This window comes from Bradyrhizobium sp. KBS0727, assembly GCF_005937885.2.
In the GTDB taxonomy this organism is placed as follows: domain Bacteria; phylum Pseudomonadota; class Alphaproteobacteria; order Rhizobiales; family Xanthobacteraceae; genus Bradyrhizobium.
The window spans coordinates 1,513,781-1,534,077 of record NZ_CP042176.1 but is presented as its reverse complement, the minus strand read 5'-3'; the positions used below and the strand labels follow the sequence as shown (position 1 = coordinate 1,534,077).

The window sequence follows — 20,297 nt, the reverse complement described above, 5'->3', positions numbered from 1 at the left end:
TGGGAACTTATTGCGGCGCTTTGAATTAATCATAAATTAGTTCTGTGGTTCTAGAAAGGCGTAGGCATTTAGGCCAAGTCCGGCATTTTCGGCACCAGGAGTCTGATGGATGAGTTGGGTAAAGGCGCTGCTGTTGCTCTCAACTATAATATTGGGGTGCGCTGACCTCTTGACCACTAATGTGATCCTGAATCACGGCTTGGGCGAGTTGAACCCCTTCATGTCGCTGGCTCAGACATCGCTCGGTGAATGGTGGCTTATTCCCAAGCTAGGGTTAACGTTTGTCGTGATGCTATTGCTTTGGCGTAGCAACAATCTTTACAATATCGCTCTTGTGGTTGCTTTTTGCTGTACGCCCGTGCTGAACAACCTGGTCGTCATCGCGGGAATCAACTGAACAAATCGTCGCAGCCTGGAAATGCGGCAACGAGGGATTGATAATTTGCGGAGCGCCGCGCATGGCGCTTCGAGAGCGCGCCTAACGTCGCCAGCCGCCCCCACCCGGAACGCTTCGACTGTTCGCACACCTTTTACCGTGACGTGCAAGTACGTTTTACCGTGAGGTACAAGTACGCACAATAGCCGCCCAATCCGGCTTGCCGGTTAGCGCTGAGCAATGGCGATTGGACGTTGCCTTCCGTCCGCTGAAACACCGCGGCCGGATGAGAAGATTAGCACCCGCAATGTACAGAAGTTGACTTCACCGAGCACCGCCGGCAGCGCGCCTGGATAACTTTGAAATAGCCATGCATGGCGCCGGCCTGCCGTTGCCGACGCAATCATTCAATTCAGTGGATGGACCCGCTGCTCGCTGCTCCGTGGGCCGTAATGGATATAGCGGTCCCCGACGCTCGCTGAGGCCGTTTTACGGTAATACCACCGATTTTCCCGAATGTCTTTTCGGCATCGGAACTTGCTGGTAACCTAACTGGCGCTTCCGTAGAGCGCAGGGCTTATTTTTCGAGGGAGGGACAGTGGAATACGACAAACTCAACGCGCGTCTGACTTATCTAGAAGGACAGGTCTACCGGTTGTTGGTTGCCCTTTGCTGCGCACTCAGCGTCATTCTTGTGTTTATCTTTTATGATAGACAACCCTATTTTTTTAATCAGGATTTGGATTTAAGTACCCTCGTCGGAAGAATTGTCGGAACTGCCGCGTCATCTTTTGTAGTGGGCTGGCCCATCGTGTGGTGGATAGTCGGCAAAAAGTCAGAATAAGACAAACTACAAACCGCTCTTGGCGCGACACTGGAATTGCCGCCCGTTATGCCTACCTGTTGTGGGACGAGAATGGACTGATCATTCCGTCGTCTGCGTTCTCGTCCGATGCGGAACGGTATGATTTCGCAGCCGCAGTCTCAAAGCACCTGAAGCAGCAGCGCTGATGGTGGGTGCTTTGAGCCGTTTACGTGCGCTGCGTCTCAGGCGAGGGTCATCGCCCTCACCTCTGCAATCTGGCCAACCAGTCGTGGCCTGCAGTTTACTTACGGTTCGGCTTCCTTAACCGCACTCCTCGACCACCGCCGTTCTCGTCGATGAACTCGACGCCGGCGGCTTCGATTGCTGTGCGCAATTTTTGCGCGGTTTCTTCCCGGCCACCGAGTTCGCCATCCGCCGATTCCAGCCGGGCAACTGTTGGCTCAGATATCCCTGAGCGATCTGCCAAGTCAGCCTGGGACCAAGCGAGTAGCGCTCTTGCCGCCTTAATTTGCCTCGTCGTTACCAAAATTGCTCTCTTCGTTTGATAGAATTTCTATTGACGGCCAACCCTCGCCGTATTAATAGAATTTCTATCAATTTACGTTCAGGCGACTCAAAAGGCGCCATCGTGTTGGAATTAACACGGAGGGACGTCCTCGAAACAGGGAGATTGCAATGGCTCAATCAGATCGACGCTCCTTTATCGGCGGCTCGGACGCACGGATTATCATGGGCGACGACGAAACCGCCCTGCTCCGTCTTTGGCGCGAAAAGCGCGGCGAGGTCGAGCCTGAGGATCTTTCGGCAAACCTGATTGTCCAGCTTGGCACCGTGACCGAGCACCTCAACCGGCACTGGTACCAGAAGAATACCGGCCAAGTCATCACCGAGGTGCAGCGCCGGGTGTTTCACCCCGTCAAGCGCTGGATGGCGGCGACACTGGATGGCATGATCGAAGGGACCGGCGCGGTGTTCGAAGCCAAGTTCATGCTACCCTGGTCATTCTCGGAGGAAGGCGCCGCCGAAAAGCACATGGCCCAGCTGCAGCACAACATGTGGGTCACGGCATGCCGGACGGCGGTGCTGTCGATCATCACCGGCGGTGGCAAATGGGTCGAGATGACCATTCCGGCCGATCCACTCTACCAGCACCTCCTGCTGACGGCCGAGAAGAAGTTCTGGCGCTGTGTCGAAACCGGCGAGACCCCTCACCTCTTTGGCGTCGAGCCGCCGCGGCCAAAGATCGAAGCGGTCCGGACCGTCGACATGACCTCATCCAACTCCTGGGCCGAATTCGCCGGCGTGTTTTGCCAGACCCGCGGAGCCTTCCTCAATCATGAAGCCGCCAAGGTCGAGCTCAAGAAGCTGATGCCAGAGGATGCCAAGGAGGCGGCAGGACACGGCATTCGCGCCAAGCGCTCGAAATCGGGGGCGATTAGTTTCGACCTCATGCAAACGGAGGCCGGTCATGCAGCACTCTAGCGAGACCATCGGCGCGATCGCGGGCGCCCTGGCAAAGGCCCAGATTGAACTCGCCAATCCCGAGAAATCGCTGACCGCCACGATCATCTCGCCCTTCCCGCGGGAAGCTGACCGCAGCTTCCGCTACGCCTCGCTCGCCTGTGGGCTCGATCTGGTACGCAAAAGCCTTGGCCGACACGAGATTGCGACCGTCCAGACCACCTCGATTGATGAGGCGGCCGGGCTGATCCGCCTGACTACGACGCTCGCCCATTCGTCCGGAGAATGGGTGTCGTCGGATTGGCCGGTATGCCCGGTCTCTGAGACGGGAGCCCCCCACCGGATGGGCGCTGCCCTCACCTATGCCCGGCGCTACGCCCTGTTCACCTTGGTCGGCATCGCCGGCGCGGACGATCTCGATGCGCCCGACCTCGTCCCGCAAACGGCGGCCCCGTCAAGCCCGCAGAATGACCCGCCGGCCAGGAATTCCACCTCGAATGGTCAAAAAGCCCGCCAACTGGCGTGAAAACATTCCAGCGGCCCCGCAAAGGCTCCAACGGTGCCGCCCAGCCCGAAGCCTCGGCGATCCTGCGGGATCAGCTGCTGGCCGAACTGGGTGGGCTTGGATCTGAAGACGAACTGGATGCTTGGACGCTGAAGGCCTGGCCCAGGGCAAACAGCCTGGCGCCGACAGATGGAGAAAAGGTCCGAGCGGCCTTTCAGATCCGGCTCATCAGCTTCCAGGCGGTCTCTGCTGATGGCGCCCCCTCGCCTACCGAACCGGACCCGATGCCGACCGCCCATGAAGAACCCCGGGGTCGCATCGACAAGAGCGTGCTCGCCCTGCCTGAGACCAAGCGGCTTCGGGACAAGCAGCACCTGCGGTTCGTGGCCAAGCAGCCCTGCCTCGTCTGCGGCCGCGAACCCTGCGATCCGCACCATCTGCGATTTGCGCAAGCCCGCGGGCTTGGACAGAAGGTCAGCGACGAATTCACGGTCCCGCTTTGCCGGGCGCATCATCGCGAACTTCACCGCGCCGGCAAGGAACGGGACTGGTGGTCTAAGATGGCTATCGACCCCTTAGGGAGCGCGCGCGATCTATGGCTTGGCACTCATCCCCTACCAAGCCTTTCGGAGCAGCCGCTAGTCTTTCCGGTCGACGCAAGCAATCGCTCAGAAATGCCTTCGGCTCACTCTTTCCGCGCTTCGCGAAGCCCGTCTAAATGAAAAAATACCGGCTATGGAATCAGTTGATACGTCAGCACTATCGGGCAGCAAAACTGCCCGACGCGCGGGTTGAAGGTCACGGTTTACGGTTCGAACCCTTGGAATGCGTGGCTGTCATTTGGCGCCGATGCCGGCCCCATACCGAATAAAACCGAATCGCAGGATTTTCTCGACATCATCGCAGAGCGCCTGAACGACGTCACGACGTAACGCTCTGAGGTCTCGCGGTGAGCTACGCTTTACGCACAGGCTGATACTGAACCGAAGCGACACCCATCGGGCTTGGTCGCGCTACCGTGGTCTTACGCAGCCGAAGCTTGCAGCATCGAGGGTGGGCGCGTGTCCATTGCGAAATCCGAAGCGGATTCAATGACCCGTTCAGGTGTCGCCTAGATTAGGAGGCCACAAGCATCACGAGGGCCAGTCCCATCGCGGCCACCGACGCAACACCCGCCACGTTAAGCCAGTTAATGTTCTGTTTCCCAGTCATGGTAAGGCTCCATCTCAAAATGGTGCGCATCCCGTGTCACTAAGCTACTTGCCTTTCACTTCCGCAAAACTTCATTGCAGATCAAAAATGGTTTCGTTCCTGTTTCATCGGGAACCGGTCGTTGTGGGGAGTGACACTTTCTGACGCAGCCGCTCAGTGGGTCCGCGCTTTGGTGCGCCCCGTTTTTCGTTTCCTCAGAGGGCGCCAAAACGATCCCAGGGCGGGGGGTGCTGCGCGCCGACGTCTTCACACAACACGCGCATAAAGGCTAGTCTAGCGAGCAGCATCGCCAGATGATGGGCGATCTGAACCATGGGCAAAAGGTCAGCGACGAATTTACGGTCCCGCTCTGCCGAGCACATCACCGCGAACTGCACCGCGCCGGCAAGGAAAATGATGGGTGGTCGAAAATGGGTATCGAGCCGTTAGGCATCGCGCGCGAGCTATGGGTTGGTGCGCGGCCGCGTTTTGGCCGTCCGCAGATCGCTCCGATCTAACCGGCATCCAATCAACGGACATTGTCCAAGCCACGAAGCGGCTTCGGTTCCTACCCGGGGATTGGTGATCTTACCACGAATACCGCACCACGCCCTTGCCAGCATAGCTGGTAGTGACGCTGGAGAATTCGCCCTCGAACGTCCCGGCTGCCGACCAGCCGTTCAGCCATTTCTTTTCGGCGGAAGCTGTCAGCAGCACGGCATCGCTCGCCTGCCTTGCGCCGTTGACCACAAAGGATGCGCCCGGCAGTGTCTGGAAGGTGGCGCCAATGCTGCGGTCGGGATTGTAATCATGTGCCCAGGCCGCGCGGCCGCGCAGCGTGAACACGCCGTCTGCCATCGCAAACGACTTGTCCGTGCGCAGGCCGAGTTCGCTGCGCGCTGCCGTCACGCTCTTGGCGCCGTAGGCCAGAGCAAAGGTATTGGCGCCTGATATCGCCTGCTCGGCATAGGCCGGCAGGTCGAAGGTGGTGAACTGGCCCGCGGCGTAGGGTGTCAGCCCGATCGCCAGTCCCGGCGCCACGAAGCCGTAGCCGCCCTCGACGCGGCCCGACCATGCGTTGGCGTTGAACTTCGCCTGCAGCTGGTCGAGGCCCGCAATCGTCAGTGTGCGGTTGGTAGTGATGTCCTGCCAACCATAGGCGAGTGCACCCGAGAGATAGGCCGCACCCATCGTGTGCCGGACGAACGCGCCGGCTTGGAACAGGTCGGAGCGGCCCGAGCCGAGCCCGTTGGCGACGCTGAAATTGGTCCCGCCGCCGGCGAGCGCAAAGCCTGCCAGCGTGTCCGGAGACAGCCGGTAGTCCGCGCCGACGGCCGTGCCATAAAGATTGCTGGTGGTGTTGTTCGAGCCCAGCACCGCATTGCCGTTCGTGGTCTGCGAACCGCCATAGCCTGCCGCCCAAACGCTCCAGCGTTGCGCAAACGGATCCGCCGCCACCGGCGCCTTGCGATAGATCGCGGCCAGCGCGTCGTTCGGATTGCGCTTGGCGGCATACCCAAGCCCCTGCTCGTCGGCATATCTCGTCGTGCCGCCGCCGGCCGAAACCGGGTTGCCCCGCCCAGCAATGAACGGATCGGTCATCAAACCCATGAACAAGTTCATCGCGTTGAAGGTCGACTGCTGCGAGGTAGTCGCGATTTCGCCGGAAAGCTGACCAAGGGCATTGGCGAGACTGCCGCCGCTGAGCCCGAACAACGTGGAGAACCCGGGTGGCAGCGCGCCACCGCCGTTGAAGAAATTGTTGATCGCATTGGCGACGTTCTGCTGATTGCCACTCAACCCACCAGCGCGCCCGGAGCCGCCAAGCGCTGCGCTCAGGTTCAAGAATACGTCGGTATTCGTGTAGCTGAGGCTGGCGGCAAAGCCCGGCACGTTTGAACTGGCGCCGGCAAACGTGTTGCCCAGCGCCGTCGCATGTAAAATGTCGTACTGCTTTCGGACATAATTGCCCGGCGTAAGAGCAACGAGCACATTTCCTGCGAGCGCGGCAGTCCCCGTGACATTTGCCAGGCTGGCCGTCGAAGGATTGACCTGCACCAAATATATTGCGCCGGACTGGAAGGCGAGATTGCCCGCCACCGTCAACGACGTCCCCGGCGTTCCGGACGTGCCCGGAGCGAAGGTGCCACCGCTGTTGATTTGCGTCGTGCCGACGGTGCCGTTGCCGGTGAGGACGCCGCCATTGACCGTGGTCGCTCCCGCGACGCCGCCCGCAAGAACCGACAGCAATCCACCGTTGACAGCGGTCATGTTGATCGTGCCGCCAATCGAAGCAGTTCCGCCGTTGACCGTGACGGGTCCGCCGAGTCCGCCGGCCAGCACCGAAAAGTTTCCGTTGTTGACCGTGGCCGAATTGATCGCGCCGACAATCGAGGCCGTCCCGCCGTTGACCGTGACGGGGCCGCCTAGTCCAGCAGCCAGTATCGAGAAGGTGCCGCCATTGACGATGGCCGAACCGATTGTGCCGGTGACCGACAGCGCGCCCGCCTGCACCGTGAAGGAGGAATTGGTGAGCGATCCGGCTACGTTCAACAAGCCTTGCTGGACGGTCCACGGCAACACCAGCGCATTGTTTCCGGACAGGGTCCATGTGGAATCACCGACCTTGGAGAAGGCGCCAAAACCTCGATACTGTGCCGCCGGACCGATCGAGGCAGCGTTGAAGCTTCCGGTGCCCGATCCACCAAGCTGGAGCAGATCTTGTCCTGTGCCGAGCGCGTTGCCGCCGATGACGCTTGTCGGTGCGATCGTCAACGTGTTGCCGGTGCCAGCGAACTGAACCGCAGTACCCCCGGTGCCCGTGATGGTGCCGGCATTGAACACGCTCGCGGCGCCCGCGGTTGCCGAAACGCCGATCGCGCTGGTTATCGTGCCATTGTTGTTGACAGTACTTGCGCTGCCACCGATGAGATCTACGCCGATGGTCCCGCCCAAGATTGTACCGGCATTCGAGACAACGATTCTGCCTGAAGCTGAGGTAGCATCGACCGCTTCTCCACCCACGGCAGCTTGAACGATTCCACCGGTGATGTTCACCGTGTTGGTGCCGCTGGTTGTCGTCGTGGAGATCGCAGGTCCGATGACGGTGGAGACGTTGTTGGCGGTGGTCACGGTGACGTTGCCGCCGCCGGCGGTCCTGGCCGTGATCACGCCTGCGGTGCCACCGGTGTCGCCGCCCGACACCGTGCCCGTCGGCGTCACGATGATGTTGGCGTTGTTGGCGGCATTGGTGATCTGGGCGAGGATGGCCGGGAATGGAGCGGAGGTCAGGTTCCCGCTCGGATTGATGGTGATGTCGCCGCTCGTGCTGGTCGCGCTGTTGGTCACGCTGATGGCGCCGCCACCCGCACTGGTGCTGATGTTGCCCGTGCCGCCGACACTCATGCTTCCGGTGCTGCTGGACGCGGCGCGGATACCGCCGCCACCCGCGCTTGCGATGTTGCCGTTGAGGGTAATCGCGGTATTGCCGGTCCCGCCGACGATGCTCGAGACAATGCCGGTGTTGAAGGTATCGATGCTACCGGCGTGGATGGTGATCCCGCCACTGGTGCCGGCCGTTACCGCGGCAGTGATGCCATCACTGATCGAGAAAATCGGCGAGCTGGTGAGATCAATGCTGCCGCTGGTCGTGGTCGCCACGATCCCCATGCCCGCCCGCGCAGCACCGGTACCGATCTGACTGGCGGTCATATCGACCAGGATGTTGCCGCTGCCCGTGGTCACAGCGATACCGCCGCCGCCGGAGCCTCCAAGAAGACTGGCATTCGCCACGTGAACCGCGACATTGCCACTTCCTGCTGTCGCACTGACGTTGTCGCCGGCACCAAATGCATTGTTGGTTCCACCGGTGATGTTCACCGTGTTGGTGCCGCTGGTTGTCGTCGTGGAGATCGCAGGTCCGATGACGGTGGAGACGTTGTTGGCGGTGGTCACGGTGACGTTGCCGCCGCCGGCGGTCCTGGCCGTGATCACGCCTGCGGTGCCACCGGTGTCGCCGCCCGACACCGTGCCCGTCGGCGTCACGATGATGTTGGCGTTGTTGGCGGCATTGGTGATCTGGGCGAGGATGGCCGGGAATGGAGCGGAGGTCAGGTTCCCGCTCGGATTGATGGTGATGTCGCCGCTCGTGCTGGTCGCGCTGTTGGTCACGCTGATGGCGCCGCCGCCCGCACTGGTGCTGATGTTGCCCGTGCCGCCGACACTCATGCTTCCGGTGCTGCTGGACGCGGCGCGGATACCGCCGCCACCCGCGCTTGCGATGTTGCCGTTGAGGGTAATCGCGGTATTGCCGGTCCCGCCGACGATGCTCGAGACAATGCCGGTGTTGAAGGTATCGATGCTACCGGCGTGGATGGTGATCCCGCCACTGGTGCCGGCCGTTACCGCGGCAGTGATGCCATCATTGATCGAGAAAATCGGCGAGCTGGTGAGATCAATGCTGCCGCTGGTCGTGGTCGCCACGATCCCCATGCCCGCCCGCGCAGCACCGGTACCGATCTGACTGGCGGTCATATCGACCAGGATGTTGCCGCTGCCCGTGGTCACAGCGATACCGCCGCCGCCGGAGCCTCCAAGAAGACTGGCATTCGCCACGTGAACCGCGACATTGCCACTTCCTGCTGTCGCACTGACGTTGTCGCCGGCACCAAATGCATTGTTGGTTCCGCCGGTGATGTTCACCGTGTTGGTGCCGCTGGTTGTCGTCGTGGAGATCGCAGGTCCGATGACGGTGGAGACGTTGTTGGCGGTGGTCACGGTGACGTTGCCGCCGCCGGCGGTCCTGGCCGTGATCACGCCTGCGGTGCCACCGGTGTCGCCGCCCGACACCGTGCCCGTCGGCGTCACGATGATGTTGGCGTTGTTGGCGGCATTGGTGATCTGGGCGAGGATGGCCGGGAATGGAGCGGAGGTCAGGTTCCCGCTCGGATTGATGGTGATGTCGCCGCTCGTGCTGGTCGCGCTGTTGGTCACGCTGATGGCGCCGCCGCCCGCACTGGTGCTGATGTTGCCCGTGCCGCCGACACTCATGCTTCCGGTGCTGCTGGACGCGGCGCGGATACCGCCGCCACCCGCGCTTGCGATGTTGCCGTTGAGGGTAATCGCGGTATTGCCGGTCCCGCCGACGATGCTCGAGACAATGCCGGTGTTGAAGGTATCGATGCTACCGGCGTGGATGGTGATCCCGCCACTGGTGCCGGCCGTTACCGCGGCAGTGATGCCATCATTGATCGAGAAAATCGGCGAGCTGGTGAGATCAATGCTGCCGCTGGTCGTGGTCGCCACGATCCCCATGCCCGCCCGCGCAGCACCGGTACCGATCTGACTGGCGGTCATATCGACCAGGATGTTGCCGCTGCCCGTGGTCACAGCGATACCGCCGCCGCCGGAGCCTCCAAGAAGACTGGCATTCGCCACGTGAACCGCGACATTGCCACTTCCTGCTGTCGCACTGACGTTGTCGCCGGCACCAAATGCATTGTTGGTTCCGCCGGTGATGTTCACCGTGTTGGTGCCGCTGGTTGTCGTCGTGGAGATCGCAGGTCCGATGACGGTGGAGACGTTGTTGGCGGTGGTCACGGTGACGTTGCCGCCGCCGGCGGTCCTGGCCGTGATCACGCCTGCGGTGCCACCGGTGTCGCCGCCCGACACCGTGCCCGTCGGCGTCACGATGATGTTGGCGTTGTTGGCGGCATTGGTGATCTGGGCGAGGATGGCCGGGAATGGAGCGGAGGTCAGGTTCCCGCTCGGATTGATGGTGATGTCGCCGCTCGTGCTGGTCGCGCTGTTGGTCACGCTGATGGCGCCGCCGCCCGCACTGGTGCTGATGTTGCCCGTGCCGCCGACACTCATGCTTCCGGTGCTGCTGGACGCGGCGCGGATACCGCCGCCACCCGCGCTTGCGATGTTGCCGTTGAGGGTAATCGCGGTATTGCCGGTCCCGCCGACGATGCTCGAGACAATGCCGGTGTTGAAGGTATCGATGCTACCGGCGTGGATGGTGATCCCGCCACTGGTGCCGGCCGTTACCGCGGCAGTGATGCCATCATTGATCGAGAAAATCGGCGAGCTGGTGAGATCAATGCTGCCGCTGGTCGTGGTCGCCACGATCCCCCTGCTCACCCGCGCAGCACCGGTGCCGATCTGGCCGCCGGTCATGTTGACTAAAATATTGCCAGTGGTGTTGTTGATCACGAGTCCACTGTTGGCCGTGGACGTGCTCGAAATGGTACCTCCACCGGCATATGTAACCGTCCCACCACTTCCATCGAGTTGCACAGCGCTTGGAGCACCAGCGGTGTCGCTTACCGTCCCAGAGTTGATGAAAGTAATTCCGCCTCCGACCTTGGTGGTGACCAGATTGAGACCGGCACCATCAACGGTCACAGCCGCGCTGACCTGACCATTCAGATCAGCGTTGAATTGCTGGATGCGATCCGATGTCGAACCATTTGGGCTAGTTACGTTAGTAGTACTCGTTGTTGTCGTATTGACCGCGCACGTCAGGCTGACAGGATCGGTTCCACTTGTTGCACATTGCGCCAACGCATCCGAAGATCCGGCAAGGGATGCGACCATCAAACTGCTTAAGGCGCTTCCGGCTAACCACCGGCGGCGAATGGCGCGAGCTCCCACAAAATCGAACGTGGAATTATCGTGGGCCGACGGTCGCCGCATCATACGCGGAGCAATCAGTTCCCGAGGTAAACATCCAGCGCGGGAAGCGCGTGGACCGTCGGTACGGAACCTTAACTTGCCCTATCGCTGAGAGATAAAGTTTTGACGAATTGCAGCGATAGATTTGCCGGTAGTGTCTCTTTCTTATCACATCATTGCGGTCAATTGCCGCACGACCTGTCCTGATTGCGCGAGAGCGCGGCAACACAACGGACTTAACGGGAAGACCAAAAAGCGCCAAGCGGTCCAAAAACCGCCAACCGACGACATGCTGAGTTGCCGGCCCGAGCCACCGCGCCCGCTGCGGCTTGGAGCGGGCGTAGCGCGGCCGGCTTAACCGATCCCGCCAAACCGCACCTGGCATTTCAGGCCGGCCGGTATCGCGTAGTCCGGATTCGGCAACTCGAGCCGCACTCCGATGGTGCCGCTTGCAGCGTCAAACACCTGATCGACAACCGTCACGACCGCCTTGTGCACGCCGCCCACCGGATCTTCCGGATAAACTTCGGCCTGCATGCCGATGTGGATTCGCCCGAATTGATTGAGGGGGACATAGACCTCAACGTAAAGCGGATCGATTTGTGCAACCGTGACGAGATGTCCCTGGTCAAACGCATACTCGCCGGGGCCGAGCGTCCGCGCGGTCACGACACCGTCGATAGGGCTGCGGACAATGCGTTGATTGAGAACTTCCCGCGCCCGCACGACATCCGTCTGCGCCATCTGCACGTTGACCTTCGCTTCGTCCAACTCGTTCTCGGCCACCCGGGCCAGCGTTTCAGCCTCGTCTGCCGCAGAAAACGCAACCGTGTCATTCTTGCGCAAGGCCTTCATGCGCTCTTCCTTGCGCTTCTGGTAGTCGACCTTGGCCTGACCTGACCGCACTGAAGACTCGTTGGCGGCGCGCGCCTCCGCAAGCAAGACGGCGGCCGCTTCGACGCCGGACTCAAGCCTCGCAATCACATCGCCCTTTTTGACGATCGCGCCGCGATCGACCAGCATTTCGCGGATCAGGCCCGGCACCTGCGTCCCCAATTTCAGCGTCATCTTCGGCTGGATCAGGCAGAGAAACTTGTCGGACTGCTCTTCCGCATACGCCGGCGCGGCGATGTATGTCGCAACGACCAGACAGGATAACATGCTCAATCGCAACAACGCTCGACGGTGCGGCCTGTCAAACACTCCGGACCGATCAGCCTTTGCAAACCGTTTCAGCATGGTCGCGCTCCAACGTCGTGGCTCGGCCGCAATATGCACATGTTCGGTGTCGACCGGCCTCACTCGGCCCTGCCGGAAAACGACAGCACACGCTCCAAACGCCGGTCCTGGGCAAGGTTCTGCACCCTGATATACGCGCCGCGCCGTTCTGCCCGGAATTGGGCCAACTGGCGCAGTCCACGATACAGCAACGCCGACACGCCTGAGATCCGCCTTGCCACCGGGACGATCAGCGCGGTTTCGGCCGGAGCATAAACCGCATAGATTTCATCGTCGAGCGATACCATCGCTTCACAGCTACCCGGGTCACCCTGCCGGGCACAGCGGCCAAAAAACTGGCGATCGATGCGTCGCGACTCGTGATACTCGGTGAGGATGACGTGCAATCCGCCCAACTCGGCAACGCCTGGCCCGAGCCGGATGTCCGTGCCGCGACCCGCCATGTTCGTTGCCACCGTCACCCGGTGAGACTGTCCCGCAAGTGCAACAACGCTCGCTTCAAACTGGTCCTGCTTCGCGTTCAGCAACGCGTGTTCAATGCCACGCTCCCCCAGCAGCGCACTGATCTCTTCCGATGCCTTGACCGAGCGCGTCCCGATCAGCACGGGACGGCCGTCGTTGATGGCAAGCCGTTCGACCGAATCGGCTACCGCCCGCCATTTTTCCATCCTGGTCTGGAATATCCTGGGCCCGACGTAGTGACGTCGTGACGGTCGGTGCAACGGGATACGTACGACATCGAGCCCATAGACCGATTTGATCTCGCGTGCGACCTCGCGCGCCGTGCCGGTCATTCCCGCCAACCGGATATAACGGCGAAACAGCCGCTGATAGGTCAGCCGGGCCAGCGTCTCCCGCGGCAAGGTCAGCTCGCACCGCTCCTTTGCCTCGATCATCTGGTGAAGTCCGCCTTCCCAGGAGCGGTCGGGCATCACGCGGCCTGTCGATTCATCGACAATTTGGACCTTGCCCTCGCTGACAACATAATGCTGGTCGCGGCTAAACAAGATCAAAGCACCAAGGGCCTGGGTGATCAGCTGTTCGCGGGCGCGAACCGACGTCCATACGCCGCCAAAATCGATTGCAAGCTCACCGATCCGCTCTCGCCCGGCGGCAGTCAACGACACTCTACGCTCCACCAGCTCGATCAAATAGTCGCGGCCACTGTCAAGACTCCCGGCGATTTCCAGCGCCTGGACGCATTGTTCCTGGGCTTCACCTGCCCCGGCGGTCGCAGACAAGATCAGTGGCGTGCGCGCTTCATCGATGAAAATGCTGTCGGCCTCGTCCACAATTCCAAAATAGAGACCACGCAAGACCAATTCGCTCCCGCGCTGCATGCGGCCGGAAAGCTTTTCGAGAGAAAGATGCAACTTGCTGCCGCGGTGCGCCAACGCTACGCGATCGCGCAAATAGTCGAAGGCCAGTTCCTTGTTGGTGCAGTAGGTTAGTGATTGGGCATATGCTTGCCGCCGAACCTCGCGTGTCTGGCCTTGCACGACCGTGCCAACGCTGAGACCCAGGAAGCGGTAGAGCGGTCCCATCTCCTCGGCGTCGCGCGCGGCCAAATAATCATTCACGGTGATGATGTGGACGGGATAACCCGAGAGGGCAACCGTGCTGGCCGCCAACGTCGCGGCGATCGTTTTGCCTTCGCCTGTTTCCATCTCGATCAGTGTGCCTTGCAACAACGCCCATCCAGCCATCAATTGGGCGTCGTAGTGCCGCTTTCCGATCGTGCGCGAGGCAACCTCGCACACGTACGCAAAGCATTCGCCAACGACCTCCTCGGCGAACCCCTCTTTTCGCAATCGCCCGCGCATGGCACGCGCGCGCGCGGCGAGATCTGCGTCGGACAAAGTTGCAAGTGCCGATTCGTGCCGCCGCACCAGTGGAACGATAGCTGCCAAACCGCGCGCAGAATCAAACAGAGCCTGACGTGCCGGACGAACCGTACAGCCCAGCAGAAACTCCGCCGCCCTGTCATGCAGGCCGGGCTCGCGTTCCGAGCGCTCGGCGTACGGACGCCCGTCCGCCAGTTCGGCCGCCTCGGTGATCATGATTCCCCTAGACATTCAAGCTCGACAAAAACAGTCGCCGTATGCTGCGATACCATTGCACTGAAAGAGGCGTCATCTGATGCTCAAAGCGCACATAGACGCGCTGACCGAACCGATCGACCCGGCCGGGGTCGTCGATCGCGACATCGAACTGGAACATGCGCTGAAGCGCCTTGGGGTTTTTGCTTTCGCGAGGATCGGTCGCGATCTCACCGCCGCCCTCGGCCGCAAGTGCGACGCTCGGTAGCTGCTCCTCGCCGCCTGGCACTTCCCGCAGCAGGGTGCCCTTCATCACGACTCCCGGCTGATGAACGAGACGAAGGCGAATTTGATTGGTGACGGTCCGAACGTTATCGACCGCGTCCTGCGGGACCACCACGCGTACGATCGGCGCCGTGTTGCCCATCACATAACCGAGCAGTTCGCCCTTGTGAAAATAGCGTCCGGGCATATCGCCCATTTGTGAGACAACGAATACCCCGTCCGTGTTGGCACGGGCAGTCAAGGCGTCGCTCCGCTCGCGCGAACGCACGAGACGCGCCCGTTCAGCGTCAAGTCGATCGCTCACGATCTGGGCTTTGTTCCGATCCTGGACGAAGTTGGCCGCATACTCGGCTTCAAGTTCGGCAACCTTGGCGGCGCTTTGGCGCAGTTGCGCATCAAGCGCGGGATCGGTGCTTTGCGTCAGTGCCTGGCCCTTGGTGACGGCGTTGCCCGGCCCGATCAGAAAATCGCGAAAATATCCGTTGGCGCCGGCGCGCACCACCGCCTGCTCGGGCAGCCAGACCACGCCTTCGGCATGCGAATGATAAGGCATCGGTACGAATAGGATAAATCCGGCGGCTGCGACCAGAAGCGCCGCGGTGACCGTAATCGCGCGCCGTCGATGCCTGTGCAATCGCGGGCTACCCACCAGATGTTTCACGGCTTTGAACACGGGAAACACCGCCATCGCGCCCACCGCCCAAAGTGCCAGAATAACGCCAACCACGAAGAACCGTCCGGCGATGAATATCGCGATCGCGATCGTCACCATCATCCGATAGATGGTGGACGCAAAACCATAACAGACGAACCAGGTCTTCTCGCCGAAAGTCGCGTCGGGTGGCTCGCTCTCATGCACCCCAAGCAGATAACGCTCTATCAAATAGCCCCAATAACGCGTCGATCGCGCAGCAAGGTTCGGAATCTCGATCAGGTCCGCCAAGATGTAATAAGCATCATACCGCAATAACGGATTGCCGTTGAACAGCAGGGTGGAAACGCCTGCGATCAACATCACGTTGAAGAGCAGCGCCCGGACGATCCCGGGCTCGATCAAAAGCCAGACGTAAAATGCGATCGCCGCTACAAAGAGCTCTACTATCACGCCGGCCGCACCCACCAGCGCCCTACGGTACTTTGACTTGAACACAGTGGCGGCAGATGCTTCCACGTAGGGAACCGGCAGCAGGACCAGGAACACGACCCCCATATCATGCACTTCACCGCCGCCCGCCTTGGTCGCGCTCGCGTGCCCGAGTTCATGCAGGGCCTTGATCAACGGAAACACCAGATACAACGTCAACAGATTGTCGACTGCCAGTACGCGATCGCTGAGGTTATGGCTTAGCTCCGGCCAGTGCGAGGGGACCAGGAACAGCGCCGGCAATACCATCGCAAGCCACAACAACCCGCCCCAACGGCTCCAGATCAGCCTGATCAACCCCTGACAGCTGTTCAGAGCGGCGTCCGGGTCCCACAGTGGCAGCCGCAATGCCATCGGATTGGCGTAAGTTCGGAAAAAGCGCGCTCGCTCTTCACGTTCACCGCGAGCAAACAGCTCGGCCACGTCCGGCGTCACATCACTCTCGAGCAGGTCAGCCGAATGCAACTGACCAAGCAGTTGGATTACCTCGTCCTGGGTCGGCGCATCTTCGCCAAGGTGCTTGTTCGCAATTTCCCAAAGCTCGGCGATGCTGCGCTTGCCGTCCATCAGCGCAATGATCAAGCGGGCTGAAGGCGAAAAGCGATGGACACGGGTGGAGGCCGGATCCTGTAGCAAATACCAGACCTCGCCACGATAGCGGTGACGATGGAGGCGTGCGTGAGAACGCAGCCTTGGTTTTCGCGCTGCCACCCTGTACCACCAGTTGCTCAAAAGCGGGGCGGTTGCTGTCATGGCAGCCATTTCCAGATCGACAGACGTACCCAGTCGAACAGAGTATGTCCCCAGATCCAGATCAGCTTGCGCTGTTCGATTGCGACCTTACCCAGCCCTTCCATGCCCGGACGCACCCGCTCGGACGCATTGAGGAGATGCGCCTCAACCCGGAAAAAGTTGCGCCCCTCCTGGGTGGTCGACACCGGCGTAATCTGCGTAAGCGTGAAGTCCATCAGTTGATCCGGGATTCCGGACAGGGTCAGCTCTCCACGCTGGCCGACAGCAACATAGGCAATGTCGCGCTCCTCCACCTGCAGAATGACCCTGTAAGCATCGAGCGGCGCGACCTGGAACAGTACCTTCCCCTGCTCAACCGGTGTTCCGAGCAGTTGATTGAGGTCGCCGCTCACGATGATCCCGTCAAATGGAGCCAGGAGCTTGGCACGCGCGATCTTGTCCGTCGTCAGCGTCAGCTCGGCGTCGACCTGATCGAGCTGGGCCGCAATGATGACCATCGCCGCCCTGTCCTGTGTCGCAAGCGCCTGTCGATGCTTACGCAGCGATTGTTCCCGCTCGGCATTCAACCTCGACTGTTCCAGCTTCAGATCACGATCGTCCAGTTGAGCCAGCAATTGCCCGCTTCGTACGGTATCACCGGCCCGAACGAACGTCTGCAGAATGAAGCCATCAAAGGGCGCCGCCGCCACGCGCTGCACGGCCCCCTCGATCACAGTTTTGGCCGTGACCCGGTAAAGCCCGCTGGCGACACTGAAAACCAGCACGGTGGCGACAATCATCAACGCAACAAGCTTGGCGCCGGGATGACGCGGCCCGAACAGCACCTGCGCACCCTCGCCTACGGCGGTGCGACCGCGATGCCAGATGCTGAGTTCGCTATCGCGCTTGAGTTTTAGAATCGGCCCGAGCAATCCCCCGATGGTTTTGCACAACTCAACCGTTTCAACGTCGAAAGTGTCGCCTTCGCTGCGCTCGAACGTCACAACGCCGATCGCATGCCCGTCGTCGAGCAGTGGGATCGAGCATACTGCGACATCTCTGAATTCGCGGGCGAGCTCAGCGTGAGCAATCGCAGGAATTTCATTCTCGTCACGCGGGGGATGAACCAGCGCTACATCAAGGTCAAGAACCTCGTCCATGGCCTCACCGATCAGCCGGGCGAGGTCCATTTTGGCGTCAAACGTGGCGGTGTGCGAAATCGCATGCAGCTCGGCGCTTCCCGATTTTTCAAAGCCTATGCTGACACGATCGCAGTTCAAACGACCCGCGAGTTCATTGGCACAGGCAAGCAGCGACGGCTCCAGACGGCGCTGCTCGATCGCGGTTGCAACAATGTCCATGGCAAGCGCCAGGCGCGCAATCCGCGCGTCGCGCTCCTCGATCGCGCGCTTGCGAAACTGATCGACCAGCCAGGCGCTGGCCCAATGCAGAAGCCGCAGCGCTCGCTGCAACGTCGCCTCCGAGCCGGCAGCAACATCAAGGACGACGACGCCATGGAGGACGCCCGAGACTTCGATTGGATAACCAACAAATGCCGGATGGTCGCGCTTTGCGATTGAACCGCCATCCGCAGCAACCACGAGTCCGCGTTTTTCCGTCAGCACCCGTTCCGCTGCGGGACTGAGATACTGCACATCACGACCTTCGTGCGGCCATATCGCCGCCGGGACGTAAGTACCGTCCGGGTCGGGACCAAGCAGCAGCAACCCGCCGTTCACGCGTTCGATCTGCAGACACAGGATAGCAAGCCAGCTCTTGCAGAATTCGGATGTATCATTTGCCGATGAAAATCTTGCCCATGCAGCGGACTCTGCACGAGAGGCATCTTCGGTGAGCGAATAAATCGGCGCGGTGGTCATAGCGAATATCTTATCGCTACGGACTGCAAACAGGCAAATTGCCTGCGGAGGCTCTGACAGGAGCACGATTCGCAATGAATCACTGCGTCCGAAGCAGGTGACGCTGGCGGCGGTCGCATGTTTCTTTCGCTACTCCAGAACAGCGCTCCGCGCCCGAGAACCATTAGACGATTTTGGTGAGTGCCTTCGACCTTTGGGCTCTTCGGGATTATCCAGCCCGGAGGTCGCGATTTCCTCAGAATCTGGAACGGAATCGGTCTTTCCGATACTGGCCAGGCCAAGCCGGTCCTTTAAAGCGGCAAAATTACGCATCGACTGCAAATGCAGATAAATCAACTCTAGCTCGTCGGTTTTGGCGAGTTCGGCCAGTTTTTCGCCCGACAACTCCTTCAGCTTCTCGCGGTTGACCGCCATAAAGCCGCCGAGCGAATACTTCTCCCCCGAATTCATTTCTACCTGGGCATGCATGGGCTCCAACAGATCGAGCTCCAGCAGCTTTTTGCAGAACCGCTCGGTACGATGGAATTGCAGCTGATACTCCTGAAGAAACTTCAGGATGTTCTCAACATAGGTAGTGGGCTTGCCATCATCGGTGAAAAGCCGCTCGCCACGTCCGTCGCCGTTAAAGCCGGAAAACTGCTCGTCGATGCACAGATTGAATCTTTCCCCATCTTCGCTCTTCGCGAACACAAAGGGATAACGGCGGACGAAGGCCGGGATGTAGCGGGCATCCCACTTGCCGTCGCGTGAGAGGTATAGATTTTCGCCCTCCCGCAATCCGAGGATGACCGCCGGCATCACGCCTTCCTTGTTGCCCGCAAACACGATCGGATAGTCGGATTGAGCATCACGGAACTCAATGGCGGTCAGCGGCACTGAATTTATCTTGCTGCTGAAGGCGAAATTCCGGCCGATATCTACCGAGGAGTGGCGATGATTTGCAAACATCACCGGAACAACCGTTTCGTAAATCAATAACTGGGTCGTCATTTTGTCACGCACTCCTGTTTCGGCATTACTCAAGCACTAAACGCTCCGGGACGCACCCGCAGGCCCGCGTTCGGATTGCGCTGAACTCCGTCCTTCCCGAGATGATTGAGGAAGTCATCCTGCCAATCCCGCGTCCCGTTCGGTGATGCAATTTTCTCCATGAAGCTGGCACGATTGCGATTCCAGTCGATCTTCAGCTTCGCATTGCCAGCATTCTCCTCGTCCGATGAGCCCAATCCGAGGTCATGGGTTGTCGTTGGCTTGCCGCCGGCATCCGACGTGAAGGCCGGAGCGACCGCAGCCCCTGGCAGGGTCGTGAACCATGATCCCGTCAAGACTGACAAATCGATCGTCTGCGCCACCGCTGCGGGCGCATTCTGAGCAGTCGCAACGCTTCCGACGGGCACCCGCCGTTCGCCGGCCTGCAACGTCATGCCTGCCACATCCTGGCCCTGGTCCTCCGCAAAGCCCATGGCGTTGCCCATTTCGTGCACCACCGTGGTGAGCAAATCCATCCGTCCGAACGCTGCGCTCGAGGAGTTCGCCGCAAACACGCCGTTCGACAAGTGTGTCGAGAACTCGCTGTTGTCGTTCGGCGTCGGATCGACGAACCACCCCCACCCGGCGGCGCTGCCGTCGATGACAATGGTGGTTCCGGTTGTCGCTCCCAGCATCCCATCGGGCAGATCGCTTACCAGAATGGTGACCTGGTCGAGGATCGCCAGACGCGGATCACCGGCGCCGAGCGCATCGATCCACAACCTCTTGGCCGCCGCAGCAATCGACGCCAGCTGGTCTGCGGTCAGGGTCGCGGTGTCGGTCGACGCCGGGGCCGCGGCCGCTGCCACCTGGGGCGTGCCGCCGCCGGCATACGCAATATCGTCGCCGCGGATCAGAACGTTGTCGAACGTGGCGGATCCGTTGCGCGCGTAAAGCCCGATGCTCCCAGCGTGC

General features: G+C 60.7%; 14 protein-coding genes (1 of these 14 cut by a window edge). 6 read left to right on the top strand and 8 right to left on the bottom strand.

Annotated elements, in window-relative coordinates; translation table 11 throughout:
- The first annotated feature begins 109 nt into the window (after window positions 1-109).
- Window positions 110-397 (top strand): DUF5658 family protein, encoded by a 288-nt coding sequence (locus FFI89_RS07085; protein ID WP_246669381.1) that lies wholly within the window; start codon window positions 110-112, stop codon window positions 395-397.
- Window positions 398-974: 577 nt separating this feature from the next.
- Window positions 975-1,220 carry a hypothetical protein gene (locus FFI89_RS07080; protein ID WP_138834167.1) on the top strand — a complete coding sequence of 82 codons (246 nt, stop codon included), beginning with the start codon at window positions 975-977 and terminating at the stop codon, window positions 1,218-1,220.
- A 262-nt stretch (window positions 1,221-1,482) separates the two neighbouring features.
- Here FFI89_RS07080 and FFI89_RS07075 read toward each other — a convergent pair whose 3' ends face one another.
- Window positions 1,483-1,668, bottom strand: coding sequence for a transcriptional regulator (locus FFI89_RS07075; protein WP_371722474.1), 186 nt, complete (start codon window positions 1,666-1,668; stop codon window positions 1,483-1,485).
- A 209-nt stretch (window positions 1,669-1,877) separates the two neighbouring features.
- Between FFI89_RS07075 and FFI89_RS07070 the strand changes: the two genes are divergently transcribed.
- From FFI89_RS07070 to FFI89_RS07055, 4 genes are all read left to right on the top strand, one after another.
- Window positions 1,878-2,684 carry a YqaJ viral recombinase family protein gene (locus FFI89_RS07070; protein WP_138834163.1) on the top strand — a complete coding sequence of 269 codons (807 nt, stop codon included), beginning with the start codon at window positions 1,878-1,880 and terminating at the stop codon, window positions 2,682-2,684.
- Complete coding sequence (locus tag FFI89_RS35325) at window positions 2,671-3,189, top strand: ERF family protein (protein WP_371722473.1); 519 nt, start codon at window positions 2,671-2,673, stop codon at window positions 3,187-3,189. The genes FFI89_RS07070 and FFI89_RS35325 overlap by 14 nt, the downstream gene beginning before the upstream one ends.
- Complete coding sequence (locus tag FFI89_RS35320; RefSeq protein ID WP_371722472.1) at window positions 3,186-3,890, top strand: hypothetical protein; 705 nt, start codon at window positions 3,186-3,188, stop codon at window positions 3,888-3,890. Before FFI89_RS35325 ends, FFI89_RS35320 begins: the two co-directional genes overlap by 4 nt.
- A gap of 783 nt (window positions 3,891-4,673) precedes the next feature.
- Entirely contained in the window at window positions 4,674-4,877 is a 204-nt protein-coding gene (locus FFI89_RS07055) for a hypothetical protein (RefSeq protein WP_138834161.1), read from the top strand.
- A gap of 70 nt (window positions 4,878-4,947) precedes the next feature.
- On the opposite strand, the gene FFI89_RS07050 is transcribed toward FFI89_RS07055, so the two are convergent.
- The 7 genes from FFI89_RS07050 to FFI89_RS07020 all read right to left on the bottom strand — a co-directional run.
- The gene (locus tag FFI89_RS07050) at window positions 4,948-10,572 is read right to left on the bottom strand and encodes an autotransporter domain-containing protein (protein ID WP_168213210.1); all 5,625 of its coding nucleotides are present in this window, start codon (window positions 10,570-10,572) and stop codon (window positions 4,948-4,950) included.
- A gap of 816 nt (window positions 10,573-11,388) precedes the next feature.
- Window positions 11,389-12,102 carry an efflux RND transporter periplasmic adaptor subunit gene (locus tag FFI89_RS07045; protein ID WP_246669484.1) on the bottom strand — a complete coding sequence of 238 codons (714 nt, stop codon included), beginning with the start codon at window positions 12,100-12,102 and terminating at the stop codon, window positions 11,389-11,391.
- Between the two features lie 230 nt (window positions 12,103-12,332).
- The gene (locus tag FFI89_RS07040) at window positions 12,333-14,333 is read right to left on the bottom strand and encodes a preprotein translocase subunit SecA (protein WP_138834156.1); all 2,001 of its coding nucleotides are present in this window, start codon (window positions 14,331-14,333) and stop codon (window positions 12,333-12,335) included.
- A gap of 7 nt (window positions 14,334-14,340) precedes the next feature.
- Complete coding sequence (locus FFI89_RS07035) at window positions 14,341-16,494, bottom strand: PqqD family peptide modification chaperone (RefSeq protein WP_168212811.1); 2,154 nt, start codon at window positions 16,492-16,494, stop codon at window positions 14,341-14,343.
- Window positions 16,491-18,353, bottom strand: coding sequence for an HlyD family efflux transporter periplasmic adaptor subunit (locus tag FFI89_RS07030; RefSeq protein WP_138834152.1), 1,863 nt, complete (start codon window positions 18,351-18,353; stop codon window positions 16,491-16,493). The genes FFI89_RS07035 and FFI89_RS07030 overlap by 4 nt, the downstream gene beginning before the upstream one ends.
- 129 nt (window positions 18,354-18,482) lie before the next feature.
- The gene (locus FFI89_RS07025) at window positions 18,483-19,343 is read right to left on the bottom strand and encodes a SapC family protein (protein WP_138834150.1); all 861 of its coding nucleotides are present in this window, start codon (window positions 19,341-19,343) and stop codon (window positions 18,483-18,485) included.
- Between the two features lie 29 nt (window positions 19,344-19,372).
- On the bottom strand, window positions 19,373-20,297 hold the final stretch of the coding sequence (locus FFI89_RS07020) for an LEPR-XLL domain-containing protein (RefSeq protein ID WP_168212810.1). 26,852 nt of this gene lie beyond the right edge of the window; only the last 925 of its 27,777 coding nucleotides appear in the window; its start codon lies off the right edge, out of view — the gene reads right to left on this strand; its stop codon occupies window positions 19,373-19,375.